The 18,226-nt window shown below is 60.9% G+C and carries 19 protein-coding genes and 1 pseudogene; 6 read left to right on the forward strand and 14 right to left on the reverse strand.

Annotated elements, in window-relative coordinates; translation table 11 throughout:
- Positions 1–2: 2 nt before the first annotated feature.
- Genes NF876_RS31550 through NF876_RS31585 form a run of 8 tightly spaced genes read right to left on the reverse strand, consistent with a single transcriptional unit; the run spans position 3 to position 7,605 of the window.
- A complete protein-coding gene (locus NF876_RS31550; RefSeq protein WP_262272150.1) occupies positions 3–1,442 on the reverse strand; it encodes an amidase in 1,440 nt (479 codons plus the stop codon).
- Positions 1,443–1,454: 12 nt separating this feature from the next.
- On the reverse strand, positions 1,455–2,213 hold the full coding sequence (locus tag NF876_RS31555) for an SDR family NAD(P)-dependent oxidoreductase (RefSeq protein ID WP_262272151.1): 759 nt from the start codon (positions 2,211–2,213) through the stop codon (positions 1,455–1,457).
- 10 nt (positions 2,214–2,223) lie between these two features.
- Positions 2,224–2,985, reverse strand: coding sequence for an SDR family NAD(P)-dependent oxidoreductase (locus NF876_RS31560; RefSeq protein WP_262272152.1), 762 nt, complete (start codon positions 2,983–2,985; stop codon positions 2,224–2,226).
- Complete coding sequence (locus tag NF876_RS31565; protein ID WP_262272153.1) at positions 2,982–3,815, reverse strand: polysaccharide deacetylase family protein; 834 nt, start codon at positions 3,813–3,815, stop codon at positions 2,982–2,984. Before NF876_RS31565 ends, NF876_RS31560 begins: the two co-directional genes overlap by 4 nt.
- A 14-nt stretch (positions 3,816–3,829) precedes the next feature.
- A complete protein-coding gene (locus NF876_RS31570; RefSeq protein WP_262272154.1) occupies positions 3,830–4,627 on the reverse strand; it encodes an ABC transporter permease in 798 nt (265 codons plus the stop codon).
- The gene (locus NF876_RS31575; protein WP_262272155.1) at positions 4,624–5,475 is read right to left on the reverse strand and encodes an ABC transporter permease; all 852 of its coding nucleotides are present in this window, start codon (positions 5,473–5,475) and stop codon (positions 4,624–4,626) included. The genes NF876_RS31570 and NF876_RS31575 overlap by 4 nt, the downstream gene beginning before the upstream one ends.
- Entirely contained in the window at positions 5,472–6,554 is a 1,083-nt protein-coding gene (locus tag NF876_RS31580; protein ID WP_262272156.1) for an ABC transporter ATP-binding protein, read from the reverse strand. The genes NF876_RS31575 and NF876_RS31580 overlap by 4 nt, the downstream gene beginning before the upstream one ends.
- A gap of 28 nt (positions 6,555–6,582) precedes the next feature.
- Complete coding sequence (locus NF876_RS31585) at positions 6,583–7,605, reverse strand: ABC transporter substrate-binding protein (RefSeq protein WP_262272157.1); 1,023 nt, start codon at positions 7,603–7,605, stop codon at positions 6,583–6,585.
- Positions 7,606–7,826: 221 nt separating this feature from the next.
- On the opposite strand from NF876_RS31585, the gene NF876_RS31590 reads away from it, so the two are divergent.
- Positions 7,827–8,360, forward strand: a complete 534-nt coding sequence (locus NF876_RS31590; protein WP_262272158.1) for a MarR family winged helix-turn-helix transcriptional regulator — start codon at positions 7,827–7,829, stop codon at positions 8,358–8,360.
- 660 nt (positions 8,361–9,020) lie between these two features.
- On the opposite strand, the gene NF876_RS31595 is transcribed toward NF876_RS31590, so the two are convergent.
- A complete protein-coding gene (locus NF876_RS31595; RefSeq protein WP_262272159.1) occupies positions 9,021–9,503 on the reverse strand; it encodes a hypothetical protein in 483 nt (160 codons plus the stop codon).
- A gap of 571 nt (positions 9,504–10,074) precedes the next feature.
- On the opposite strand from NF876_RS31595, the gene NF876_RS31600 reads away from it, so the two are divergent.
- Complete coding sequence (locus tag NF876_RS31600) at positions 10,075–10,896, forward strand: DUF1612 domain-containing protein (RefSeq protein ID WP_262272160.1); 822 nt, start codon at positions 10,075–10,077, stop codon at positions 10,894–10,896.
- A 173-nt stretch (positions 10,897–11,069) separates the two neighbouring features.
- Here NF876_RS31600 and NF876_RS31605 read toward each other — a convergent pair whose 3' ends face one another.
- The 5 genes from NF876_RS31605 to NF876_RS31625 all read right to left on the reverse strand — a co-directional run bounded on the left by NF876_RS31605 (position 11,070) and on the right by NF876_RS31625 (position 15,500).
- Entirely contained in the window at positions 11,070–11,714 is a 645-nt protein-coding gene (locus NF876_RS31605) for a hydrolase (RefSeq protein WP_262272161.1), read from the reverse strand.
- Positions 11,715–11,766: 52 nt separating this feature from the next.
- Positions 11,767–12,204 carry a nuclear transport factor 2 family protein gene (locus NF876_RS31610; RefSeq protein WP_262272162.1) on the reverse strand — a complete coding sequence of 146 codons (438 nt, stop codon included), beginning with the start codon at positions 12,202–12,204 and terminating at the stop codon, positions 11,767–11,769.
- A gap of 32 nt (positions 12,205–12,236) precedes the next feature.
- A complete protein-coding gene (locus NF876_RS31615) occupies positions 12,237–13,502 on the reverse strand; it encodes an epoxide hydrolase family protein (RefSeq protein WP_262272163.1) in 1,266 nt (421 codons plus the stop codon).
- 28 nt (positions 13,503–13,530) lie between these two features.
- Positions 13,531–14,523 (reverse strand): alpha/beta fold hydrolase, encoded by a 993-nt coding sequence (locus tag NF876_RS31620; protein WP_262272164.1) that lies wholly within the window; start codon positions 14,521–14,523, stop codon positions 13,531–13,533.
- Positions 14,524–14,747: 224 nt separating this feature from the next.
- Positions 14,748–15,500: an SDR family NAD(P)-dependent oxidoreductase gene (locus tag NF876_RS31625; RefSeq protein ID WP_262272165.1), complete on the reverse strand. Its 753-nt coding sequence runs from the start codon at positions 15,498–15,500 to the stop codon at positions 14,748–14,750.
- 108 nt (positions 15,501–15,608) lie between these two features.
- Between NF876_RS31625 and NF876_RS31630 the strand changes: the two are divergent.
- The 4 genes and pseudogenes from NF876_RS31630 to NF876_RS31645 form a co-directional block, all read left to right on the forward strand.
- A pseudogene (locus tag NF876_RS31630) lies at positions 15,609–15,899 on the forward strand (LysR family transcriptional regulator); the annotation flags it as partial.
- A gap of 151 nt (positions 15,900–16,050) precedes the next feature.
- Positions 16,051–16,575, forward strand: coding sequence for an amidohydrolase family protein (locus tag NF876_RS31635; protein WP_262272166.1), 525 nt, complete (start codon positions 16,051–16,053; stop codon positions 16,573–16,575).
- 70 nt (positions 16,576–16,645) lie between these two features.
- Positions 16,646–17,620 (forward strand): flavin reductase family protein, encoded by a 975-nt coding sequence (locus NF876_RS31640; protein ID WP_262272167.1) that lies wholly within the window; start codon positions 16,646–16,648, stop codon positions 17,618–17,620.
- Positions 17,621–18,024: 404 nt separating this feature from the next.
- On the forward strand, positions 18,025–18,226 hold a 202-nt coding region (locus NF876_RS31645), incomplete at its 3' end, for a 3,4-dihydroxy-2-butanone-4-phosphate synthase (RefSeq protein WP_262272168.1).

Consider the following 18,226-nt stretch of genomic DNA (forward strand, 5'->3'; position numbering starts at 1 on the left):
GCTCAGTCTCCGTCTGCGACTACGGGCGCAGACCCATTGCGCAGCACCTTAGTCGCAAGAGCTTTGAAGTTGAGGCTCGCCTCCAGTTGGGACGCCACATCAATCAGGTAATTGTCCTCGAACCACCGGCCGACAAGTTGTAAGCCAATTGGCAGTCCGCCCGGTGTGACGCCGCAAGGCAACGAGAGTGCCGGGTGTCCCGTCAGGTTGAACGGGAATGTATAGGGATACCACCCTCCACGGATTGTACCCGCGTTGCGGCCGGCGATCTCGATCGGCCCGAGAGGATCAAGATCAACCGGGAGAGGCGGGGCTGCGAGCGTGGGTGAGCCGATCAGATCAAAGTGGGACAGGATCTCCTGGATCTGGAGGAAACAGTTGGTCCGTGCGAATTGGGCCTCATGCACATCCACGGCGCTATAGGTGCGCCCTGCCTCCATCGTCGCCAGCAGCGTTGGATCGAGCTTCTCTGGTGAGCGTGCCGCATAGCTTCCTAGCCGGGCCAACAGGAGTGACCGCAGAAGCACCAGGAAATGTGGCTCCATCGAGACCAAATCGAGCTCAATCGGCTCGACGATCATGCCAAGGGCTTCGGCCTGCTTCATTGCAGCGACAATGGATGTCTCGACCTCCGGATCAAGGATGTTGCCACACCGGAGCAGGAACCCAATGCGAGGACGCTCCCCATCAGAGTGCGCGCGCCGCGGCAGGGTTTCAGCCTGTCCATAAGGGTCGCGGCGATCAGGTCCTCTCAGAACCTCGAACATCAGCTGCGTGCCGGAGACATCGTGCGCCATTGGCCCGACAAAAGAGTTGGCGCCAAACAGATCAGGAGCCTGCAGGTTCGGGATCACCCCGAGGGTGGCCTTCAGCCCGACCACCCCACAGCAGGCTGCCGGAATACGGATCGAGCCACCCCCATCAGTACCCAAGGCCAGAGGCCCCATCCCAGCTGCCACCGCCACGGCCGCACCTCCTGACGAGCCGCCACAGGTGTGATCGTGGCTCCATGGGTTAAGCGTGCGCCCGAAGTAGGGCCCCTCAGTGAACGGCTTGTGGCCGAATTCCGGCGTGGTCGTCTTGCCAATCAGGATAGCGCCGGCTGCTCGGGCGCGGGCGACAGCAACGGCGTCAACGGATGGGACTGCGTCCGCGAACAGCGCACACCCCTGCGTAGTCGCCACGCCTTCTGTATTCGTCAAATCTTTGACCGAAAACGGAATGCCGTGGAGTGGTCCGAGCGGAGTTCCGCCCATCACAGCGGCCTCAGCCGTCCGCGCCTCCGCTCGTGCGCGATCAGCGCAGATTGCCATGAAGGCATTCAGCTCCTGGCGCTCTTCGATCCGGGCGAGAGCGGCCTCGACCGCTTCAACCGGAGAAATCGCCTTCGTTTGGATTGCTGCGGCGAGTTCCGTTGCAGGGAGATCGGCGATGGCGGTCATGGGCATTCCTTCTCAGATCATCCACCGGCCGCCATCAATCAAGAGCGTCTGTCCAGTGACGTACCGGGCCTCCTGACTCGCAAGGAAGGCAACGCAGCCGGCGACATCCTCCGGCTCAGCGATGTACCCGGCCGGAGTCGTGGCTTTGATTGTTTTGATAACGGTCGGCGTCAACCGGTCGTGAGCGCGGGTCCGAATGGCGCCGGGCGCAACGGTGTTGACCGTGACGCCGAATGGCGCCAGTTCGCGGGCGAGCGATCGTGTGAACCCGACGATCCCCATCTTGGCGGCAGCATAGTCGGTAAGGCCGGCATCCCCCACAAAGGCTGCGTCACTGGACATGTTGACAATGCGCCCGCCGCGCTCGCGCATGGCCGGCACAACAAGCCGCGACAGGCGCATGGTGGTCAGGAGCGAGACCTCGAGCACGAAGCGCCACACCTCTTCCTCGGATTCATGAAAGTGGGCCGCCCGCTCCCGGCCGCTCTGGCCCACATTGTTGAACAGAATGTCAACGGGTCCGAAGGCCGCCACAGCGCGATCGTGGAAATCGGCCAGGACGGATGCGTCGGTACAGTCGCCGACCACCACCATCAGGCGGTCCGCCGGAAAGGCGCTCCGGTACTCTTCAAATCCGTCACCCTCCCGGTCGATGACAGCGACGCGCCCACCCTCAGTCAGGAAGCGCCGAGCCGTCGCGGCGCCGATCCCATGAGCGGCGCCGGTGATCGCGATCGTCTTGCCAATAAAGCGACCCTGGCTTTCGCTCATCACAATCTCCTCAATGGAAGGTGCGTCCGCCGTCGACCGCAATCGCCGTGCCGGTGACATAGGACGACTCCGCACTCGTCAGCCACAGGATTGCGGCGGCGATCTCGTCGGGCGAGGCGATGCGCTGCAGCGCATAGCGGGCGCGAACGGCCTCATAGGCGGCCTGTGGATCGGGAGCATGGTCAATGCTCGATCGAAACAGCTCTGTCTCGACCGCGCCGGGGCAAACCGTGTTGACCCGGATGCCGAACTCGGCCGCCTCCATGGCCACCGCCTTCGAGGCCATCTGCAAGCCGGCCTTGGACGCGCAATAAGCCGTGCGGTGCTTCAGCGGCGACAGTCCGGCGCCGGAAGACACATTAACGATGGTGCCACCTCCTGCGGCGCGCAGGTGGGGAAGGGCGGCCTGCATCACGATCACCGGCCCGGTCAGGTTGACGGCGAGCACGCGGGACCAGTCCGCCAGGGTCATCGTCTCGAGATCCGCGACGAGGTCGACGCCGGCGGCATTGACCACACCATCGAGCCCGCCCAGGGCATCCGCGGCAGTGGCAACCGCAGTCGCAACGGAGGTGTCGTCGGCAACGTCGGCCGCTACAACATGAATGCGGCCTTCCGTCGATGCTTGCGCCAGCAGCGCCAGCGCTACCTTGTCCCGATCGAGCGCGACAATGCTGGCCCCCTCGTCCACGAAGCGCCGGACCGTGGCAAGCCCAATCCCGTTGGCGCCACCTGTGACCAGGATGCGCCGCTGGGTCAGCAGGCCGCTCACCGCCGTGCCTCCGCTCGTGCCTTCGTCAGGGCTGGGCGCATGTCGTCGACCATCTCGTCGCAGCGGCCAATCCAGACATTCGGATGCTTCAGGGCATGCTCGATCAGACCCTCGAGGACCTTGATGCGCGAGGGCTGGCCGATAATCTGCGGATGCATGCCGATCATCATCATGCGGTCCTCGGCGTAGAGGACGTCGAACTCGCTCCGCCACGCCTCAAGCAGGGCCGAGGGCGCCTGCATCGTGCGGCCGGGCAGAACAATCGAGTACTGGAAGAAGGGAGCATCATCGAGCACCCAGCGGAAGGGCAGCTCCACGATGTCCGTCTCCTTGCCCTCGACGACATGCAGGTACGGCGAATCGTCATCGAAGAAGTTCGACGAGTAGTCGAAGCCGTACTCGACGAGCATCGGCATGGTGACCGCGCTGATCTCGGCCGCCGGGGACCGCCAGCCGCGCGGAGCCCTGCCGCTGACCCGCTTGATGGACTGAAAGCCCTTCTCCATCTCCTCACGCTCCTGCTCGGGCGTGAGTGAGAGAATCCAGGCGTGGGAATAGCTGTGATGCGCCAGCTCATGGCCGCGCTTCAGGATCTCCTCGATCAAGCCCTCGCGCTGGTCGATCACGAGGCCGGGAACGAAGAAGGTTGACTTGATCCCGTAGCGATCAAGGAGATCCAGAATGCGGCCCGTCCCGACCTTCCAGCCATAAGCCCCCTGCGACATCAGAATGGGCCTGTTGGCATAAGCTGGATCGCGAGCGGTCCACATCGTCTCGGCATCAAGATCGAAGGTGAGGAAGAGGGGAAAACCCTTGCTGGTCAGCGGCATGATGTGACCTCGTATCAAACGAAGCGGTGGAAGCCGGCGCGACGTTCCGCCAGCAGGAGGACGATTCCCGTTGCAACAATGAGCAGTGTCGAGACCGCAGCGACACTCGGATCGACACCCATCTCAACGGACGAGAAGATCAGAACCGGCAGGGTCGTCTGATTGGCGCCGATCAGGAAGATCGTCACGGGAACATTGTCGAGCGAAGTGATGAAGGCGAAGAGAGCGCCGGCCACGAGGCCCGGCCGGATAAGTGGAAGGGTGACGAGACGGAACGCCTCAAACCCGCTGGCTCCAAGCACACGCGCTGCTTCCTCGACCGCGAGGTCGAGGCCGCTCAGGCTCGCCAGCGCCGAGCGCACTATGTACGGAACCGTGATCACCACATGGGCGAGAAGAAGACCGACCAGGCTGCCGCGCAGCCCTGTCAGGCTGTAGAACTGGAGGAGCGCGACACCAATGACCACTGCCGGCAGAACCAGCGGCGCCATGAGAAAGGCGATAATGGCTTCCGAGCCGGGGATCGACTTGCGGAACAAGGCATAGGCTGACGCTACCCCCAGTACCAGCGAGATCGCGGTCGAGCCGCAGGCCAGGATCAGGCTCATGCGGATCGCCGAAAGGTAGGTCGGGTCGCTCAGCACCTTGCCGAACCAGGATAGCGTCAGACCTTGCGGCGGGATCGTCAGATAAGACGTGGTGGAGAACGCCGCCAGGACCACGACGGCCACCGGAACCTGCAAGAAGATAATCACGGCAAAGGCTGTGATCGTTACCCCAAGGCCGGGATGGGTATCGCCATCCGTGCTCATGCCATACCTGCCCATCGTTTGGTCAGCCGACTCGACAGCCAAATGATGCCAATAGCCATAGCCGTCAGTGCGAAGGACAGCGCCGATCCGCTGGGCCAGTCGAGAAGCTGCATGTATTCGTCATAGATCAGCGTCGCCATGACCTTGTAGGTTGGTCCGCCCAACATGCGTGGTGTCACAAGGGCGCTGATGGTCAGCACGAAAACAAGAATTGAACCCGCCAGAATGCCCGGTGCGGACAAAGGCAGAGTCACCGAGGTGAAGACGTGAAGTCGGCTCGATCCCAGGGTCGCCGCCGCGGCTTCGACATCACGCGGCACGTTGCGGATGGCCGCCACCAGCATCAGCACCATGAAGGGCAGATAGATGTGGGTCATTCCGATCATGAGACCGGTCAGGTTGAACATCAGCTTGATCGGTGCCGAGATCAGCCCCATCTGGATGAGCAGGTTGTTGACAAGGCCGCGATTGGCCAGAAGCGCGATCCAACCGAAGGACCGAACCACAAGGTTCAGCATCATCGGAAAGATCACGAGCAGGATCAGCGGCAAGCGCCAGCGTTCCGGCCCGCGGGCGATGAGGTACGCAAGCGGATAACCCAGCACGAGGCAGACGAGGGTCACGAAGAGGCCGAGGCCGAGCGTGCGCCAGACCACCTCGCGGTAATACTCGTCAGTGATAATGTTAGTGTAGTTTTCTAGCGTCCAGACGCCCTTCACAACGCCTGAACCCGGCATATACTCGCCAAAGCTCGTCGGCAGCAGCATCAGCACAGGGACGAGGAAAAAGCCTGCGAGCACCAGCGCTAACGGTGCCATCAGCATCAGGCTCTGCCGAACGGAGATCATGTGCCCGCTTCCTCGGCTGGCATCGCAAAGACTGAGTCGGCATCGACGACCAGCATGACTGGCGTATCCGGTGCGAGCGAAGCATTCGGCCCATGCGACGCGGTTTCGGCAATGAGTTCGATTCCTCCCGGGAGGCGCACGACATATTGGACCCGGGCACCGCTGAAGGAACGAAGTACGACGGTGCCCTGGAGAGCGCCAGGTGCACTTGTGCCATTCAGGAGCCGGATTGCCTCCTGGCGGATGACGACATCGACCTTTGCGCCCACGGGTTGGTCAACGGAGACCGCAGGCAGCTCAATGCCGTCGCCCAGGCGCAAGACGCCGCCCCTTCCTTGTCGGGAGGCGATGGTTCCGGGAAGCCGGTTCGGCTTGCCAATGAAGCTGGCGACGAAGCCGGTCGCCGGCCGATGGTAGATCTCCTCCGGCTTTGCAAATTGCTGCATAACACCTTTCGCCATCACCCCGACACGGTCGGACATGGACAGCGCCTCGCCCTGATCATGAGTAACGAAGAGCGTCGTGATCCCGAGCCCACGCTGCAGGCGCTTCAGCTCGATCTGCATTTCGTCGCGAAGCTGCGCATCGAGGTTGGAGAGAGGCTCATCGAACAGCAGCACGCGGGGCCGAGGTGCAAGGGCTCTCGCAATGGCGACCCGCTGTTGCTGACCACCCGAAAGCTGGCGTGGGTAGCGCTCGCCGAAATTCGCGAGTCGAACCATCGCCAAGGCCTCTTTTACGCGCTTGTCGAGTTCTGCGCCAGCGACCTTGCGACGGCGCAGCCCGAATGCAACGTTCTCGTAGACGGTGAGATGGGGGAACAGGGCATAGGACTGGAAGACGAGACCCAGACCGCGCTTGTTCGGCGGCAGTGCGGTGACATCATCGCTGCCGATCAGGATGCGGCCACGACTTGGTTGGACGAGTCCCGCCACCATCCGTAGGATCGTCGTCTTGCCACAACCGGACGGGCCAAGCAGCGAAACGAACTCGCCCTCGTTGATCGTGAGAGAGATGTCACTGACGACGGTGACATCCCCGTAGGATTTGCCCAGCTGCTCGAAGCTCAGCGCGCTCATGGAAGCTCCTGCCTGACAGGCGGCCGGTTCAGCGCGCTACTTCACGCTGCCAGCGACGCGTCCAGGTCGGCGAGTTCTTGGCAATGACCTCCGGGTCGATGAACCAGGCCTTCTCCAGCGTTGCGCCGTAGGGGACGATCTTCTTGAGCTTGTCGGAGAGCTGGACCTTGGTGTTGACCGACCCGATATAGGCCCGCTCGGAGAAGCAGCCCTGCCCCTCCGCCGAGAGGACCTGATCGAGAAACTTGTGCGCCAGTTCCGACTTCGCGGTCCCCTTGGGAATGAGCACGGCCGGCAGAATGCCCACGGCACCTTCCTTCGGATAAGCGACCGCGAGCGAAAGTCCCTTGTCCATGGCGACACCGGCACGATCCGGGTACCAGGGCGCGATTGCGATCTCCTCCCGCTCGAACAGTGAGATCAGTTGGTCCGCCTGGGTGTAGAGTACCGCCGAACCCTTGGCGATGGGCTTGATGGCCTCGATACCTGGATCGACGTTGTCGAGCGTCCCGCCCTTCAGCTTGTTCAAGGCCAGGAAATAGTGCAGGCCTGCGGTGCCGCTGATGTCGCCGATGGCATACTTGCCCGCGTAGGCTGGGTCGGCGAGATCGAGCCAAGAGGTCGGAGGCGTCTTGACTAGCTTGGGGTTGTAGACGAGCGTGGTGGCGCTCACCATGGCGACAACGTAGCTGTCATCCTTGCCCCAGGCGGTTGGAATGATGTCGCCGGCATTCTTCAGCTTGGACCGATCGATCCGCTCGTTGAGATTCTCGCCGTGCGTCTGGGCGGCGAGCGAGTTGTCGATGTAGACAAGGTCCATGTCCGACTTGCCGCCGGTGGCCCGGAGCGCCGCGGCGAATTGCGAGGAATTGCCGAGCTTGAGGGACACGGTCGCGCCGGTGGCCTTCTCGAAGGCCGCGACGTGGCAGGCCTTAACGTTGTCGGCGAAGGACCCTCCGAACGCCCCCACGACGAGTTCCTCGGCTTGGGCAATGGCGGAAAGGCCGAGAGTGAGAAGGGCGGCCGTCGTGTAGCGAAGACAATGGCTCATGGTTGCAGCTCCCGTCTGGTTGCGGAGCAGAAGCCAATGGTCCCTGGCCTTGCGCCGCGAAGGCAGTGCTTCTGCCTGCCCTTCGGTCGGGAGCATGGCACGGGTAAATTTGTCTTTCAAGAAAGATAATTGAAAGATATCTTGTACCCCTCAACCGCCGACGAATTGCCTTGCGGCGCAGTTCGCCTATCGATTGCAGGAACTTGATCCGGAGGGTGGATATGCGCAATGGTGCGCTGCGACATGTTAAGACCGAGGAAGCGATCGCATCGGTAGAAGGAGATCGTATTGGCTCTGGCATGCAGCGATGGCGCCGGGAACTCCCCGACGTGGACTGCTCCGGCAAGGCCGTCGTCGGCCGCCTGCTGCATCTCCACGAGGTCTTCTTGACGGCGATCAACCGGACGCTGGCGAAGCATCGATTAAAGTATCCTGCATTTGCCGTGCTGGCGACGCTTCGGGTGGAAGGCGCGCCTTACCGGATGTCACCGAAGCAACTGCTCGACACACTGATCCTGACTTCGGGCGGGCTGTCGAACCTGCTGCGCAAACTGGAGAAGGCTGGCCATATCCGCCGAATGGCTGACGATATGGATGGGCGTGGCGTGATCGTCGAACTGACCGAGCAAGGGCGGCAGCTGGTGGAGCCCGCGATGCGTGACCATGCGGAAACCGAGCGAAGGCTTGTCGCGGCACTGTCAAAGGAGGAACAGCATGTCGTTGCATCGGCGCTAGGACGCATGATGCCGAAATAGCCGTCGATGGTGCTTCGCCCGCCTCTGTAGAATCCAGGATTGACGGCAGCGATCAATGATTGCCTTGTACCCCTAAGACAGTAGCCAATCTCCGTCAGAGAGGTTGAGCATCGAAAAATGACTCTACTCACTCCAATGACGGCAACGCCGGCGCGATAGGGGTTGGAGAACCTCCCGATCGGCCGACGTCGGAGCCTCGCGATCAGGGCGGTCGAGTAGACCAAGCCGTGAGAGGCCCTGATATGAGATTAGCAGCTCACGCCACTCCGGCGAAGGTCTCCTTTGGCCTAATGCCTCGACCCTATGGCCGGACGAGCGCCTCTTTGAGACGGGACTGCCTCCTGCAGCCGCATCACCAACGGCGGGTAACGACAGCCGAGAGCTGGCCGCCATTCGTGCGGGTGCGTGAATGCAAAACAAACACGAACACCGGTTTCCGGCAGAGCGAAGCGCTCGTGTGGCATGGTAAACCTATGCAGTTCCCGACTCATGGTAGCGCCTCAAAGCTGGCTTGGGCCTACTCTGGTGAGACTACGCCTGCGGACCGGTCTGTCGTCCACTGTGTTCCAAGCGGTAGAGCTACTGCTTTCAGCCGCGGCATGTAACCGCTTAGTGGCGCATGTAGAGTGGCAACGAGACGTCGTTTCAAACGGCGCTGCCTCAAACCTGCTCAGGCTGTTTCCAGGATACATAAGAGATGTAGTTGAAGGTGAGAAAAAACACTGACAGTGACTTCTGGGCGGCTATCCGCATAGCATCCGGCTCTTTGCTGGCTCGGTCATAATCGAGTAAGCAGCTCAATCCTGATTGATCCATCTTGGTTTCGGCCCACATCAACTCGATGTAGATCGAGCCGGGTGTGTGCATCACCACATACCCGCCGATCCTGTGCGAGGCCGGCACGTTGAGCGTGATCGTCTTCTCCTTGGATTCTCCCTTCAACTCAACGTCGCCATGACCAGGCGCATGGCCCCTGATGCTGGAGCCTGGTCCTTTGAATATGCCCTTGAACGCAAACCACGAACGGGGAGTGACGGGGATCAACTCGATCAACCGGCGGGCGTCATTTCGGGAGAAGGTTGAACCATCTGCGACGAGACGATCAAGGATTGCATTGGCTTCCAAACGAGTCTGCACGTTCATTGGCCTGGTCTTTCGGGCGTAAGCCACATTTCATCGCCTGCACTTCCGAGACCCTGAGAATGCTCCGGGTGTTGTTCGTCTAAACCGCTATGAGCGCTCCTAACGGGGCTTGAGGTATTCATTCGACGAATCCCTCCGGCATCGCCCGCTGAACTCGGCCGTAACGCCGATCCGTCCCCGGACGTAACCGAATGATAGGGCTGCGGCCAACCGTTCGATCCGTTCTTCCTGGATGAGTTGCTCGACGAGGAGGGCTCTAATGGGGGAGCGTGCAAGGTTTGTGCAACAAACCTCGGTAAGTTGGACGAAGTGTGAACACCGGTTCGACAGCATCTAATTTGACGCTGTTCTGCAGACCTTCTCGCTTGGTGCGGCTCCTCAATGAGGTCGGCAGTCGGATGCCAGGCGAATGCAAGTTTCTTAAGGCACTAATCATCGGCTGAGGGATAGACAATGTTGTTAGAGCTTTGATCTCTTGAGAGTTTCTGCTTGCTTCAGCGTGCGTCGCAACCAACAAACCGGCAGCGTCTGAAAGATATCGTTCCGAGTTTGTCCTGTTTGGCGCGGTTTATTGCACAAACCTTGCGCGCTCCCCTCCTATGACGGCTTGGCGGCCCTGCGTGGGGTCGGGCCAGTGAAGGTCGAAGAGCCCAAGAGTAAGGCTAGAAAGAAAATCGATCCGGATGATGACGACGCCTATCCGGCCTTCGCCAACGACGCGGATCCGTTGAAGGCTCATTTCGCCGAGATTGATGCACTCCTCGATCGGACCGACAAGGTTCTGGCCGGCGAAACGCCTCTGCCCAAGAGCCGCTCGCACCTGGTCTATGATCCGGACATGGACGAGGCCGAGAATGAGGACGCCTGGCTCGATCTTGTGAAGCGGGTATCTCACTGGCCGTCGGTTGCCGCGGCCGCCGTTGCCTGGGATGCCTGGCTCGATCTGAACCTCTATACACGACAACCCTGGCTCGGACTGACCATGGCCGGATCAATCTTGCGGGCTCGCGGAGTGACCAATCATCTCCTACCGCTCGCGGCCGGGTTCAAGCAATCGAAGTTCCGGCCGCAGGGGAGGGAAGGGACCCTCGACAAGCTGCAGGGCTTTTGCCAGGTGCTTGAAGAGAGCATCGAGATCGCCAACAAGGATCTGGAGAGACTGATCCTCGCCCGGGATCTAATGAGCCGGGTGGCTGACAAATGCCGCAGCAATTCCAAGCTGCCGGAGCTCGTGGATCTGTTTCTGTCGCGTCCCTTGGTGACAGTGCCGCTAGGCGCCAAACTCCTGAAGGTGACGCCCAAGGCTGTTGATCTGATGTTGGTGCAGTTGGGAGGTGCCCTGCCGCGGGAGCTTACAGGGCGTCGGCGCTACCGGGCGTGGGGGATCGTCTAAGGAACGCGAGGCTGCCGGCAGCCTGGCCCGACACGGAGCCAAAGGCAGCTATCAGCCGCTAAGCAGACTCTCACACGGCCAAGCTGAACGGCTCAGATTGACCCGTTCCAGACATTCGGGCCTTCCTTGATGCGCAAAGCTCGTGGAAGGCCCGAACCAGTCGTTCGCGCAGGTCAGGTTCGTTGCTGTGCGCCGAGGAGCTGTGCCTCCCATGCAAGAGCGACACCCGTTCCTCCAGCGTGTTCCGACGCGACTGCTGCGACCGTCTCCAGGGTGGCTGTACGTGCCCAGTCCCGCTGCCATTCACTGAGGACAGCAAGCCATGTGATCGGGATCGCCCCAGCATGGATCATCCGCTGCACCGCCATATCGTGTGCTTCCCGCGAGACCCCGCCGGATGCATCGGTGACGATGTAGACCTCGTATCCTTCTCCCAGAGCATGGATCGCCGGCATCGCGAGGCAAACCTCGGTCCAGAGCGCCGCCATCACGATCTTCTTGCGCCCCGTCCGTTCCACCTCCTCCACCACACGGCCGTCCTGCCACGTGTTGATGAAGGTCCGGTCGATGGGCTTCTGCTCCGGGAAGACGTCCTGAAGCTGCTTCGCGAGGAAGCCGCCGCGATCCTCCAGAACGGTAGTCAGGATGGTTGGGACGTTAAACCCTTTGGCGGCCTTGGCCAGTCCAACAACGTTGTTCAGGACCATTGTTGGTTCGTGGCTGTGCAGGTTGGCAAACTGGAATGGCTGATGGTCAATCAGCAAGACGACGGAGTTCTCAGGTGACAGGAGGGCATCAAGACCGTTCTTGGTGCTCATGGCTATGTCCTTGGATAATGTGAGGCTGATGAGGAGGGGCTTCAAAACGGCCTCAGCCGAACGACGCTCCGAGGTTGCCGAGCACACTGAGCTGGCCTAGCAGGATCGTCGCAGCCGTGTAGCAGTGGAAAGACTGCACCTTGCCGTCCTTCAGATGGAAGACGTCGCAGCAGGGTGCCTGGATTGCGTTACCGGTCGCGGGAATGGTGCCCGCCGGCAGCGCGAGCGGACCGCGATGATGGCCATTGAGGGTAAGCTCGACGACGACCACATCACCCGTCACGTAGAAGGAGAGCAGCTCCCGGTGCATATCCGGGAATGCGGCCGCATAGATCTCCACGGTCTTCCCGATCTCAGGGCCAAAATACTTCTGTCCCGTTGAGACGTCCCAGAAGTAGCCATCCTCCGCAAACAGCTTCACGAAGGCATCGACGTCCTGGATTTCGGCCGTGCGGTAAAGCTCGCGTATCACTTCTTCGTTCGTTGGCATGGTAGATCCTTTCCTGATGAGGGTGCGTCTGTTCAGCGGACGGTCCTGAAGGCCTTCCGCATCTCGGCGGTGAAGATGCCGGGTTGTTCAAAGGCCGCGAAGTGGCCGCCCTTGTCGACCTCGTTCCAGTAGATGAAGTTGGGCCAATGGGCCTCGGCCCACGCCTTGGGAGCGCGGTAGATCTCCTTCGGGAAGATCGTCGCAGCCATCGGGAGCTCGATCCGGCCTGCATTAAAACCGCCGCCATTGCGGGCATTCTCCCAGTAGATCCGGGCCGAGGGTGCGGCTGTGTCCGTGAACCAGTAGAACGAGATGGCGTCGAGCATTTCGTCGATGGCTAGGGCATCCTCCGGCTCGCCTTGATTGTCTGTCCAAGCCTGGAACTTTTCGTAGATCCAGGTCGCCTGTCCCACCGGCGAATCCGCAAGGGCGTATCCGATGGTCTGTGGCCGCGTTGCCTGCTCCTTGAAGTACCCGAACTGGTCGTTGGCGAACCTTGCCGCTGCGTCCATCGCGGCCTTCTCCTCCGGGGTCGGTCTCTCAGGAAACCTCTCGGGGAACACCAGCGGCCAGTTGACGTGGGCGGCCACGAGGCCGTCCGGGCGCACATGGCCGAGGGCATGGGTCACGCCCGAGCCCCAGTCGCCACCCTGCGCCACCCACCTGTCGTAACCGAGGCGTTTCATGAGGACGCCCCAGGCCTTCGCGGTGCGGACGACGTTCCAGCCCTCATCCGAAGGCTTGTCGGAGAAGCCGAAACCCGGCTGCGATGGAATGACGACGTGGAATGCATCCTCAGGTCGACCACCATGTGCGGTTGGGTCCGTCAGCGGCTCGATCACCTTCAGGAACTCGACGACCGAGCCCGGCCATCCGTGTGTGAGGATGATCGGCAGCGCGTTCGCGTGTTTCGACTTCACGTGGATGAAGTGGATAGCAAGGCCGTCGATCTTGGTGCGATACTGCGCATAGGCGTTGATGCGCTTCTCGAACTTGCGCCAGTCGTACTCTTTCTCCCAGTAGGCGATCAGAGCTTTTGCCTTGTCGAGCGGTACGCCCTGTGACCAGTCCGAGACCGTTTCCTTCTCCGGCCAGCGCGTGGCTTGCAGCCTCCGCTTCAGATCGTCGATCGCGGCTTGCGGTACGGAGACCTTGAAGGGCGTGACGGCGTCCGTCGTCTCCGGAATGGGAGTGACTGGTGTCTCACCGAGTGCTGCACGTCCTGCGGCGATGACGGGCAGCACCGCCATGAATTGGAGGATACGGCGGCGGCTGGCGCCAGGGGCTTCTCCGGTCATGAGAGGATTCCTTCCTTGAAATCGCGGGCTACTTCAGGAAATCGACGAGGTACTTCAGCGTCGCGGCGGGCTGCTCCTCGGCGATGAAGTGACCGCTGTCGGGAACCTTGTAGGCCTTGAGGTCGGTGGTCTTCCGCTCGAGGGTGGTCTTGAGCCAGACGTACCCGGGCCCGCCAAGCGCCAGCACGGGCGTGGTCAGCTTGGAATAGGTGCCGTCGTCGACGATGTCTTGCGAAAAGGCCTGATACCAGGCATTGCCCGCTTTGATCGCATCGCGGCTGGCATAGGCCGCAGCGTAGACGGCGCGATCCCTCGCGTCGATCTTGCTCTCATCCTTCATCAGGTAGCGGAAGAACCACTTCTGCTCGAGATCTTGCCTGCCGGACAAGATATCCTCGGGCAGGCCCTTCACCTGATGGAACGCAAACCACCACGCATAGGCATGGTCCTCTTCGATCGTGTCGCCGAACGTGCCGACCGTCGGGAGCAAGGGCCACTTTGCCAGTTCCACGTCCGGATGCGGGACATCCATCATCACGACCTTGCCGGTCGCCTGCGGGAAGTTGGCCGCGTACGCGAATGCCACCATTGAGCCGATGTCATGCCCGACAACATCCGCCTTCTCGAACCCGAGCGTTCTGACGAGTTCGTAGATATCCTTTGCAAGGACCTTCTTCTCGTATCCATCATCCGGCTTGTCAGAGGCTCCCATGCCACGAAGGTCGACGGAGATCACCGTGTGGTTCCTGGCCAACTCCGGCATGATCTTGTGCCAGGCCCACCATGTCTGCGGCCAGCCGGGCAGCAGAACGACCGGCGTGCCGCTTCCGCCGCGGACATAGTGCAGCTTCACGCCATTCGCGACGACGGTGCCTTCCTCGAAGCCGGGTAAGGTGTTGACGAGCGCCGCGTCCGAGATCTCCGGAATGGGTGCTGTCGCGGTATTGGTCTGGGCGAAGGTTGCTGTTGCCATCGTGGCGGTCAGCGCAAAGGCGACCGCCACCCTTCTCAGGATGTTCATGTCAGGATTCCTTGATTGTACTGCAAGGCTTGGGAGAGTGCTCGGCCGACCGGCGACATGAGCATCTCGATCCTGGACGATCACTCAACCATGCCTGGGTATGAGGACCGATAGGCTGGGTCGGATAGCGGGCGTCACATCAGCGATCTCCATCAGGACGCATGTGAGCACCGCCCATCTGTGGTCCCATGATGGGAAGGAGCGGCATGGCCGCTCCAGGAGGATCAGATCTGGACCTGCCCGCCGTCGACGAAGAGTTCAACGCCGTTCACGAAACTGGCCTCATCGGAAGCAAGGAAGAGCACGGCCCTGGCGATCTCCTCGGGTTGCCCGATCCGACCCAGCGGGATCTGGCCTGCCAGAAAATCCTTCGTGCCCTGCGCCTGGTCTCCACCCCCGAACAGATCGTTCAGACCTGCGGTCTCGGTCACTCCGGGGCTGATGGCGTTCACCCGAATGCGCCGATCCTTGAGGTCGAGGATCCAGTTGCGGGCGAAGCTGCGGACGGCTGCCTTGGTGGCCGAATAGACACTGAAGGCAGGGGTGCCGGAAATGCTTGTGGTCGAGGAGGTCAGCACGACCGACCCACCGTCCTTGAGCAGAGGCAGCGCCTTCTGGACGGTGAAGAGGACCCCCTTCACGTTGGTATCGAAGGTGCGCTCGTACTGCTCCTCGGTGATCGACCCGAGCGGCGCAAAATCGCCGCCGCCCGCATTGGCGAAGACCACGTCGATCTGGGCGTGCTTCTGCTGGACCGCATCATAGAGACGGTCAATATCGGCCAACTGGCTCATGTCGCCCTGGACGCCCGTCACCCGACCGCCAATCTGCCTGAGCGCGGCATCGAGCGCGTCCTGTCGGCGACCTGTGATGAACACCGACGCCCCCTCGGTTGAGAATGCCTTGGCTGTGGCGAGGCCGATGCCGCTCGTACCCCCGGTGACCACGACAACCTTGTTGTTGAACCTGCCGGTCATTGTCTTTCTCCAAATCAGCAGCGTCTTGCTGTTGAGGAGGTAAATGCCTTCAGAACGCTGGTGCGTGTAGCCGGCATTTGTGGCACATAGCGTTCCATAGGAGGAACGATGATCCGCCCTGACCTGAACGATTATGCCTACTTCGCCGAAGTGGTCAGCCATGGTGGCTTCTCGGCGGCCAGCCGGGCGCTGGGGGAGCCCAAATCCAAGCTCAGCCGCCGCATCGCGATGCTGGAGCGGCGCTTGGGTGTGCGGCTGATCGAGCGATCCAGCCGCCGGTTCCGGGTCACCGACGTGGGCCAAGCCTTCTACGAGCGCTGCCGCACCCTGCTTCTCGAGGCGGAGCAGGCGGAGGCCCTCGTGGCCGAGGCCCAGGCCGAACCGCATGGCCTGATCCGGGAGATGTCACATTAACGGGGAATACTGCCCTATACTCGTCAAGGAAAAATCTCGCGCCGCGAGAAATCAACGACTTGGACTGTGCATAACCAGACCTCGTTGAGCGGCTCCGCCGCTATACTCACTTAATGTGACATCCCCTCTGAAAGCTATGGATGCTGATGGCGTTGTGGGAGTCCGCCTCTCGTTCCGCGGTCGCAAGGTTCTCCCCGATCTTGAATCGGCCGAGTATCAGCGTCTGCTTCGCCGGATTGCCGACCTTGACTGGCATGTCCATCTTCACATCGAAGGGCAAAGGCTTCCCGACGTGCTGCCTGTCCTTACGCGTGCCCCTGCCAAACTGGTTGTAGATCACTTTGGAAGACCTGATCCAAGTCTGGGAGTGCGCAGCGACGGCTTCCAGGCACTGTTGCGAGCTTTCGACAGCGGAAGAACATGGGCCAAGCTATCGGGCGGCTTTCGGATTGCGTGTGACCCCAAACCGCTCGCTCGGCGCCTACTCGAAGTGGGCGGCCCAGAGCGGCTCGTGTGGGGAAGCGATTGCCCGTTCACAGACTTTGAAAACACGGTGACTTATCAATCGGCCATCGATGCCTTTGTCGACTGGGTTCCAAACTCCGCCGACCGATCGACAATCGCGGCTACATCGCGGCGCCTCTATCACTTCCCACACTGAGTGAAGGCACCGTGGCTAATCCACGCTCGCGGCGACGTAAAGCTTGCACAGATTCTGGGAGGAACCTCCGATGATGACTGCGGATGATCGGGAACTGCTTGAGGAAGGAGATCCGGCACTTGACAGTCGGACGTTCCGTCGGTGTCTAGGGCAATTCGCCACCGGAGTAGCCGTTATCACCGCCGAGAGCGGTGAGCAGCGCGCGGGCGTCACGGTGAATTCTTTTTCGTCAGTGTCGCTTGATCCTCCTCTGGTCCTTTGGTCAATTAGCCGGAAGTCCAGAAGCTTCCCGGTTTTTCAGGCCTCTGATACCTTCGCTGTAAACATCCTGGCGTCAGATCAGATCGACGTTTCGCGGCATTTTTCCAGCTCAGAGGAAGACAAATTTGCACGGCCGTTATGGAGACCTGGACGGTCTGGTTCTCCGATATTGAACGGAGTTGTTGGCCATTTCGAGTGTAGACGTATCGCCAGTCACGAAGGTGGAGATCACGTGATTCACATCGGTCGTGTGGAGCATTTCGCGCGATTTAGTGGAGAGCCACTGCTTTTTGTGCAAGGTCGATACGGGATCGCAGCAGATCATCCGGACCTTCCCGTTGGTCAGGAGACACTTAAAAGCGCAGAGAATCCAACGAGCCAGGAACAATCTCTCATCGCGCTCCTTTTCCGAGCACAACATTACCTGTCAGCAGGCTTTGATGAGCACCGGCAGGCCGAGGGCGTCAACCTCGCCGTTGGCCGTGTTCTGGCTGGCGTCTATGAGAATCCGGGAGTGCCGCTACAAGCTCTGGTGCGTACCACCTATCTTGGTGAACGAGATGCGGAAGACGCCGTTGCCGACCTCATCAATCGGTCCTATTTGGCCCGGGATGCGAATGGAGGTCTTACCCTCACTCCTGCAGGTCGAGAGAGGCGCGAAGCGATACGAAGTCGCTGGGAGGACTTTCAAACTCAGCAAACATCTGGCTTGTCCGAAGCCGATATGCATTGTGCTCAACGTGTCTTGATGTCGCTCATTGAGCGCAATATTCCGAATCCTTGAAATACCCCTCTCCGGGCCTATCGCATGCAGGCGACATAGATCCGACCGATGCAGGGCGCTCCCCGAAGCTTCGGATGGGAAAGGGCGCGTCTGAATCAGTAGGCCTTCGTCGTTCACATCACGTTCCAATACTAGACTCGAAGACCAGGTGTGGACCTCGCACGAGCAGCGCACCAGCATCAGTTAGTATACCATTTAGCGTAGGCAATGGTCGGGATACCGACGCGGATACTACAACTATGGTTGGGATTGCGCTCGATGACGGATGGAACTCCATCGGTGACAGTCACGAGCGAGCTGCCGATGCCAGATCCAATCGGAATCCGTTCCAGAGAACGTGTGCATGATTTCACGCGCGAGCACGGCATTAAAGCACAAGATGAATGAAATCGAGAAACAGAGACATGTCCTATTCCGTCACCGAAGCCATCGAGGCCTACGCCCGTGGTGAAATCGTCATCGTCACCGACGACGATGATCGCGAGAACGAGGGCGACCTCATCGTCGCCGCCTCCCTGTGCACGCCGGAGAAGATGGCCTTCATCATCCGCAACACCTGCGGGATCGTCTGCGCGCCGCTGACCGTCGCGGAGGCCCGCCGCCTGC

This window comes from Microvirga yunnanensis (genome assembly GCF_025460875.1).

Bases quoted from the DNA above. Each gene is read 5' to 3' on its own strand.
- NF876_RS31550 (WP_262272150.1), bottom strand. From the start codon at position 1,442: ATGACCGCCATCGCCGATCTCCCTGCAACGGAACTCGCCGCAGCAATC.
- NF876_RS31555 (WP_262272151.1), bottom strand. From the start codon at position 2,213: ATGAGCGAAAGCCAGGGTCGCTTTATTGGCAAGACGATCGCGATCACC.
- NF876_RS31565 (WP_262272153.1), bottom strand. From the start codon at position 3,815: ATGCCGCTGACCAGCAAGGGTTTTCCCCTCTTCCTCACCTTCGATCTT.
- NF876_RS31570 (WP_262272154.1), bottom strand. From the start codon at position 4,627: ATGAGCACGGATGGCGATACCCATCCCGGCCTTGGGGTAACGATCACA.
- NF876_RS31575 (WP_262272155.1), bottom strand. From the start codon at position 5,475: ATGATCTCCGTTCGGCAGAGCCTGATGCTGATGGCACCGTTAGCGCTG.
- NF876_RS31580 (WP_262272156.1), bottom strand. From the start codon at position 6,554: ATGAGCGCGCTGAGCTTCGAGCAGCTGGGCAAATCCTACGGGGATGTC.
- NF876_RS31585 (WP_262272157.1), bottom strand. From the start codon at position 7,605: ATGAGCCATTGTCTTCGCTACACGACGGCCGCCCTTCTCACTCTCGGC.
- NF876_RS31590 (WP_262272158.1), top strand. From the start codon at position 7,827: ATGCGCAATGGTGCGCTGCGACATGTTAAGACCGAGGAAGCGATCGCA.
- NF876_RS31595 (WP_262272159.1), bottom strand. From the start codon at position 9,503: ATGAACGTGCAGACTCGTTTGGAAGCCAATGCAATCCTTGATCGTCTC.
- NF876_RS31605 (WP_262272161.1), bottom strand. From the start codon at position 11,714: ATGAGCACCAAGAACGGTCTTGATGCCCTCCTGTCACCTGAGAACTCC.
- NF876_RS31610 (WP_262272162.1), bottom strand. From the start codon at position 12,204: ATGCCAACGAACGAAGAAGTGATACGCGAGCTTTACCGCACGGCCGAA.
- NF876_RS31615 (WP_262272163.1), bottom strand. From the start codon at position 13,502: ATGACCGGAGAAGCCCCTGGCGCCAGCCGCCGCCGTATCCTCCAATTC.
- NF876_RS31620 (WP_262272164.1), bottom strand. From the start codon at position 14,523: ATGAACATCCTGAGAAGGGTGGCGGTCGCCTTTGCGCTGACCGCCACG.
- NF876_RS31625 (WP_262272165.1), bottom strand. From the start codon at position 15,500: ATGACCGGCAGGTTCAACAACAAGGTTGTCGTGGTCACCGGGGGTACG.
- NF876_RS31635 (WP_262272166.1), top strand. From the start codon at position 16,051: ATGGATGCTGATGGCGTTGTGGGAGTCCGCCTCTCGTTCCGCGGTCGC.
- NF876_RS31640 (WP_262272167.1), top strand. From the start codon at position 16,646: ATGATGACTGCGGATGATCGGGAACTGCTTGAGGAAGGAGATCCGGCA.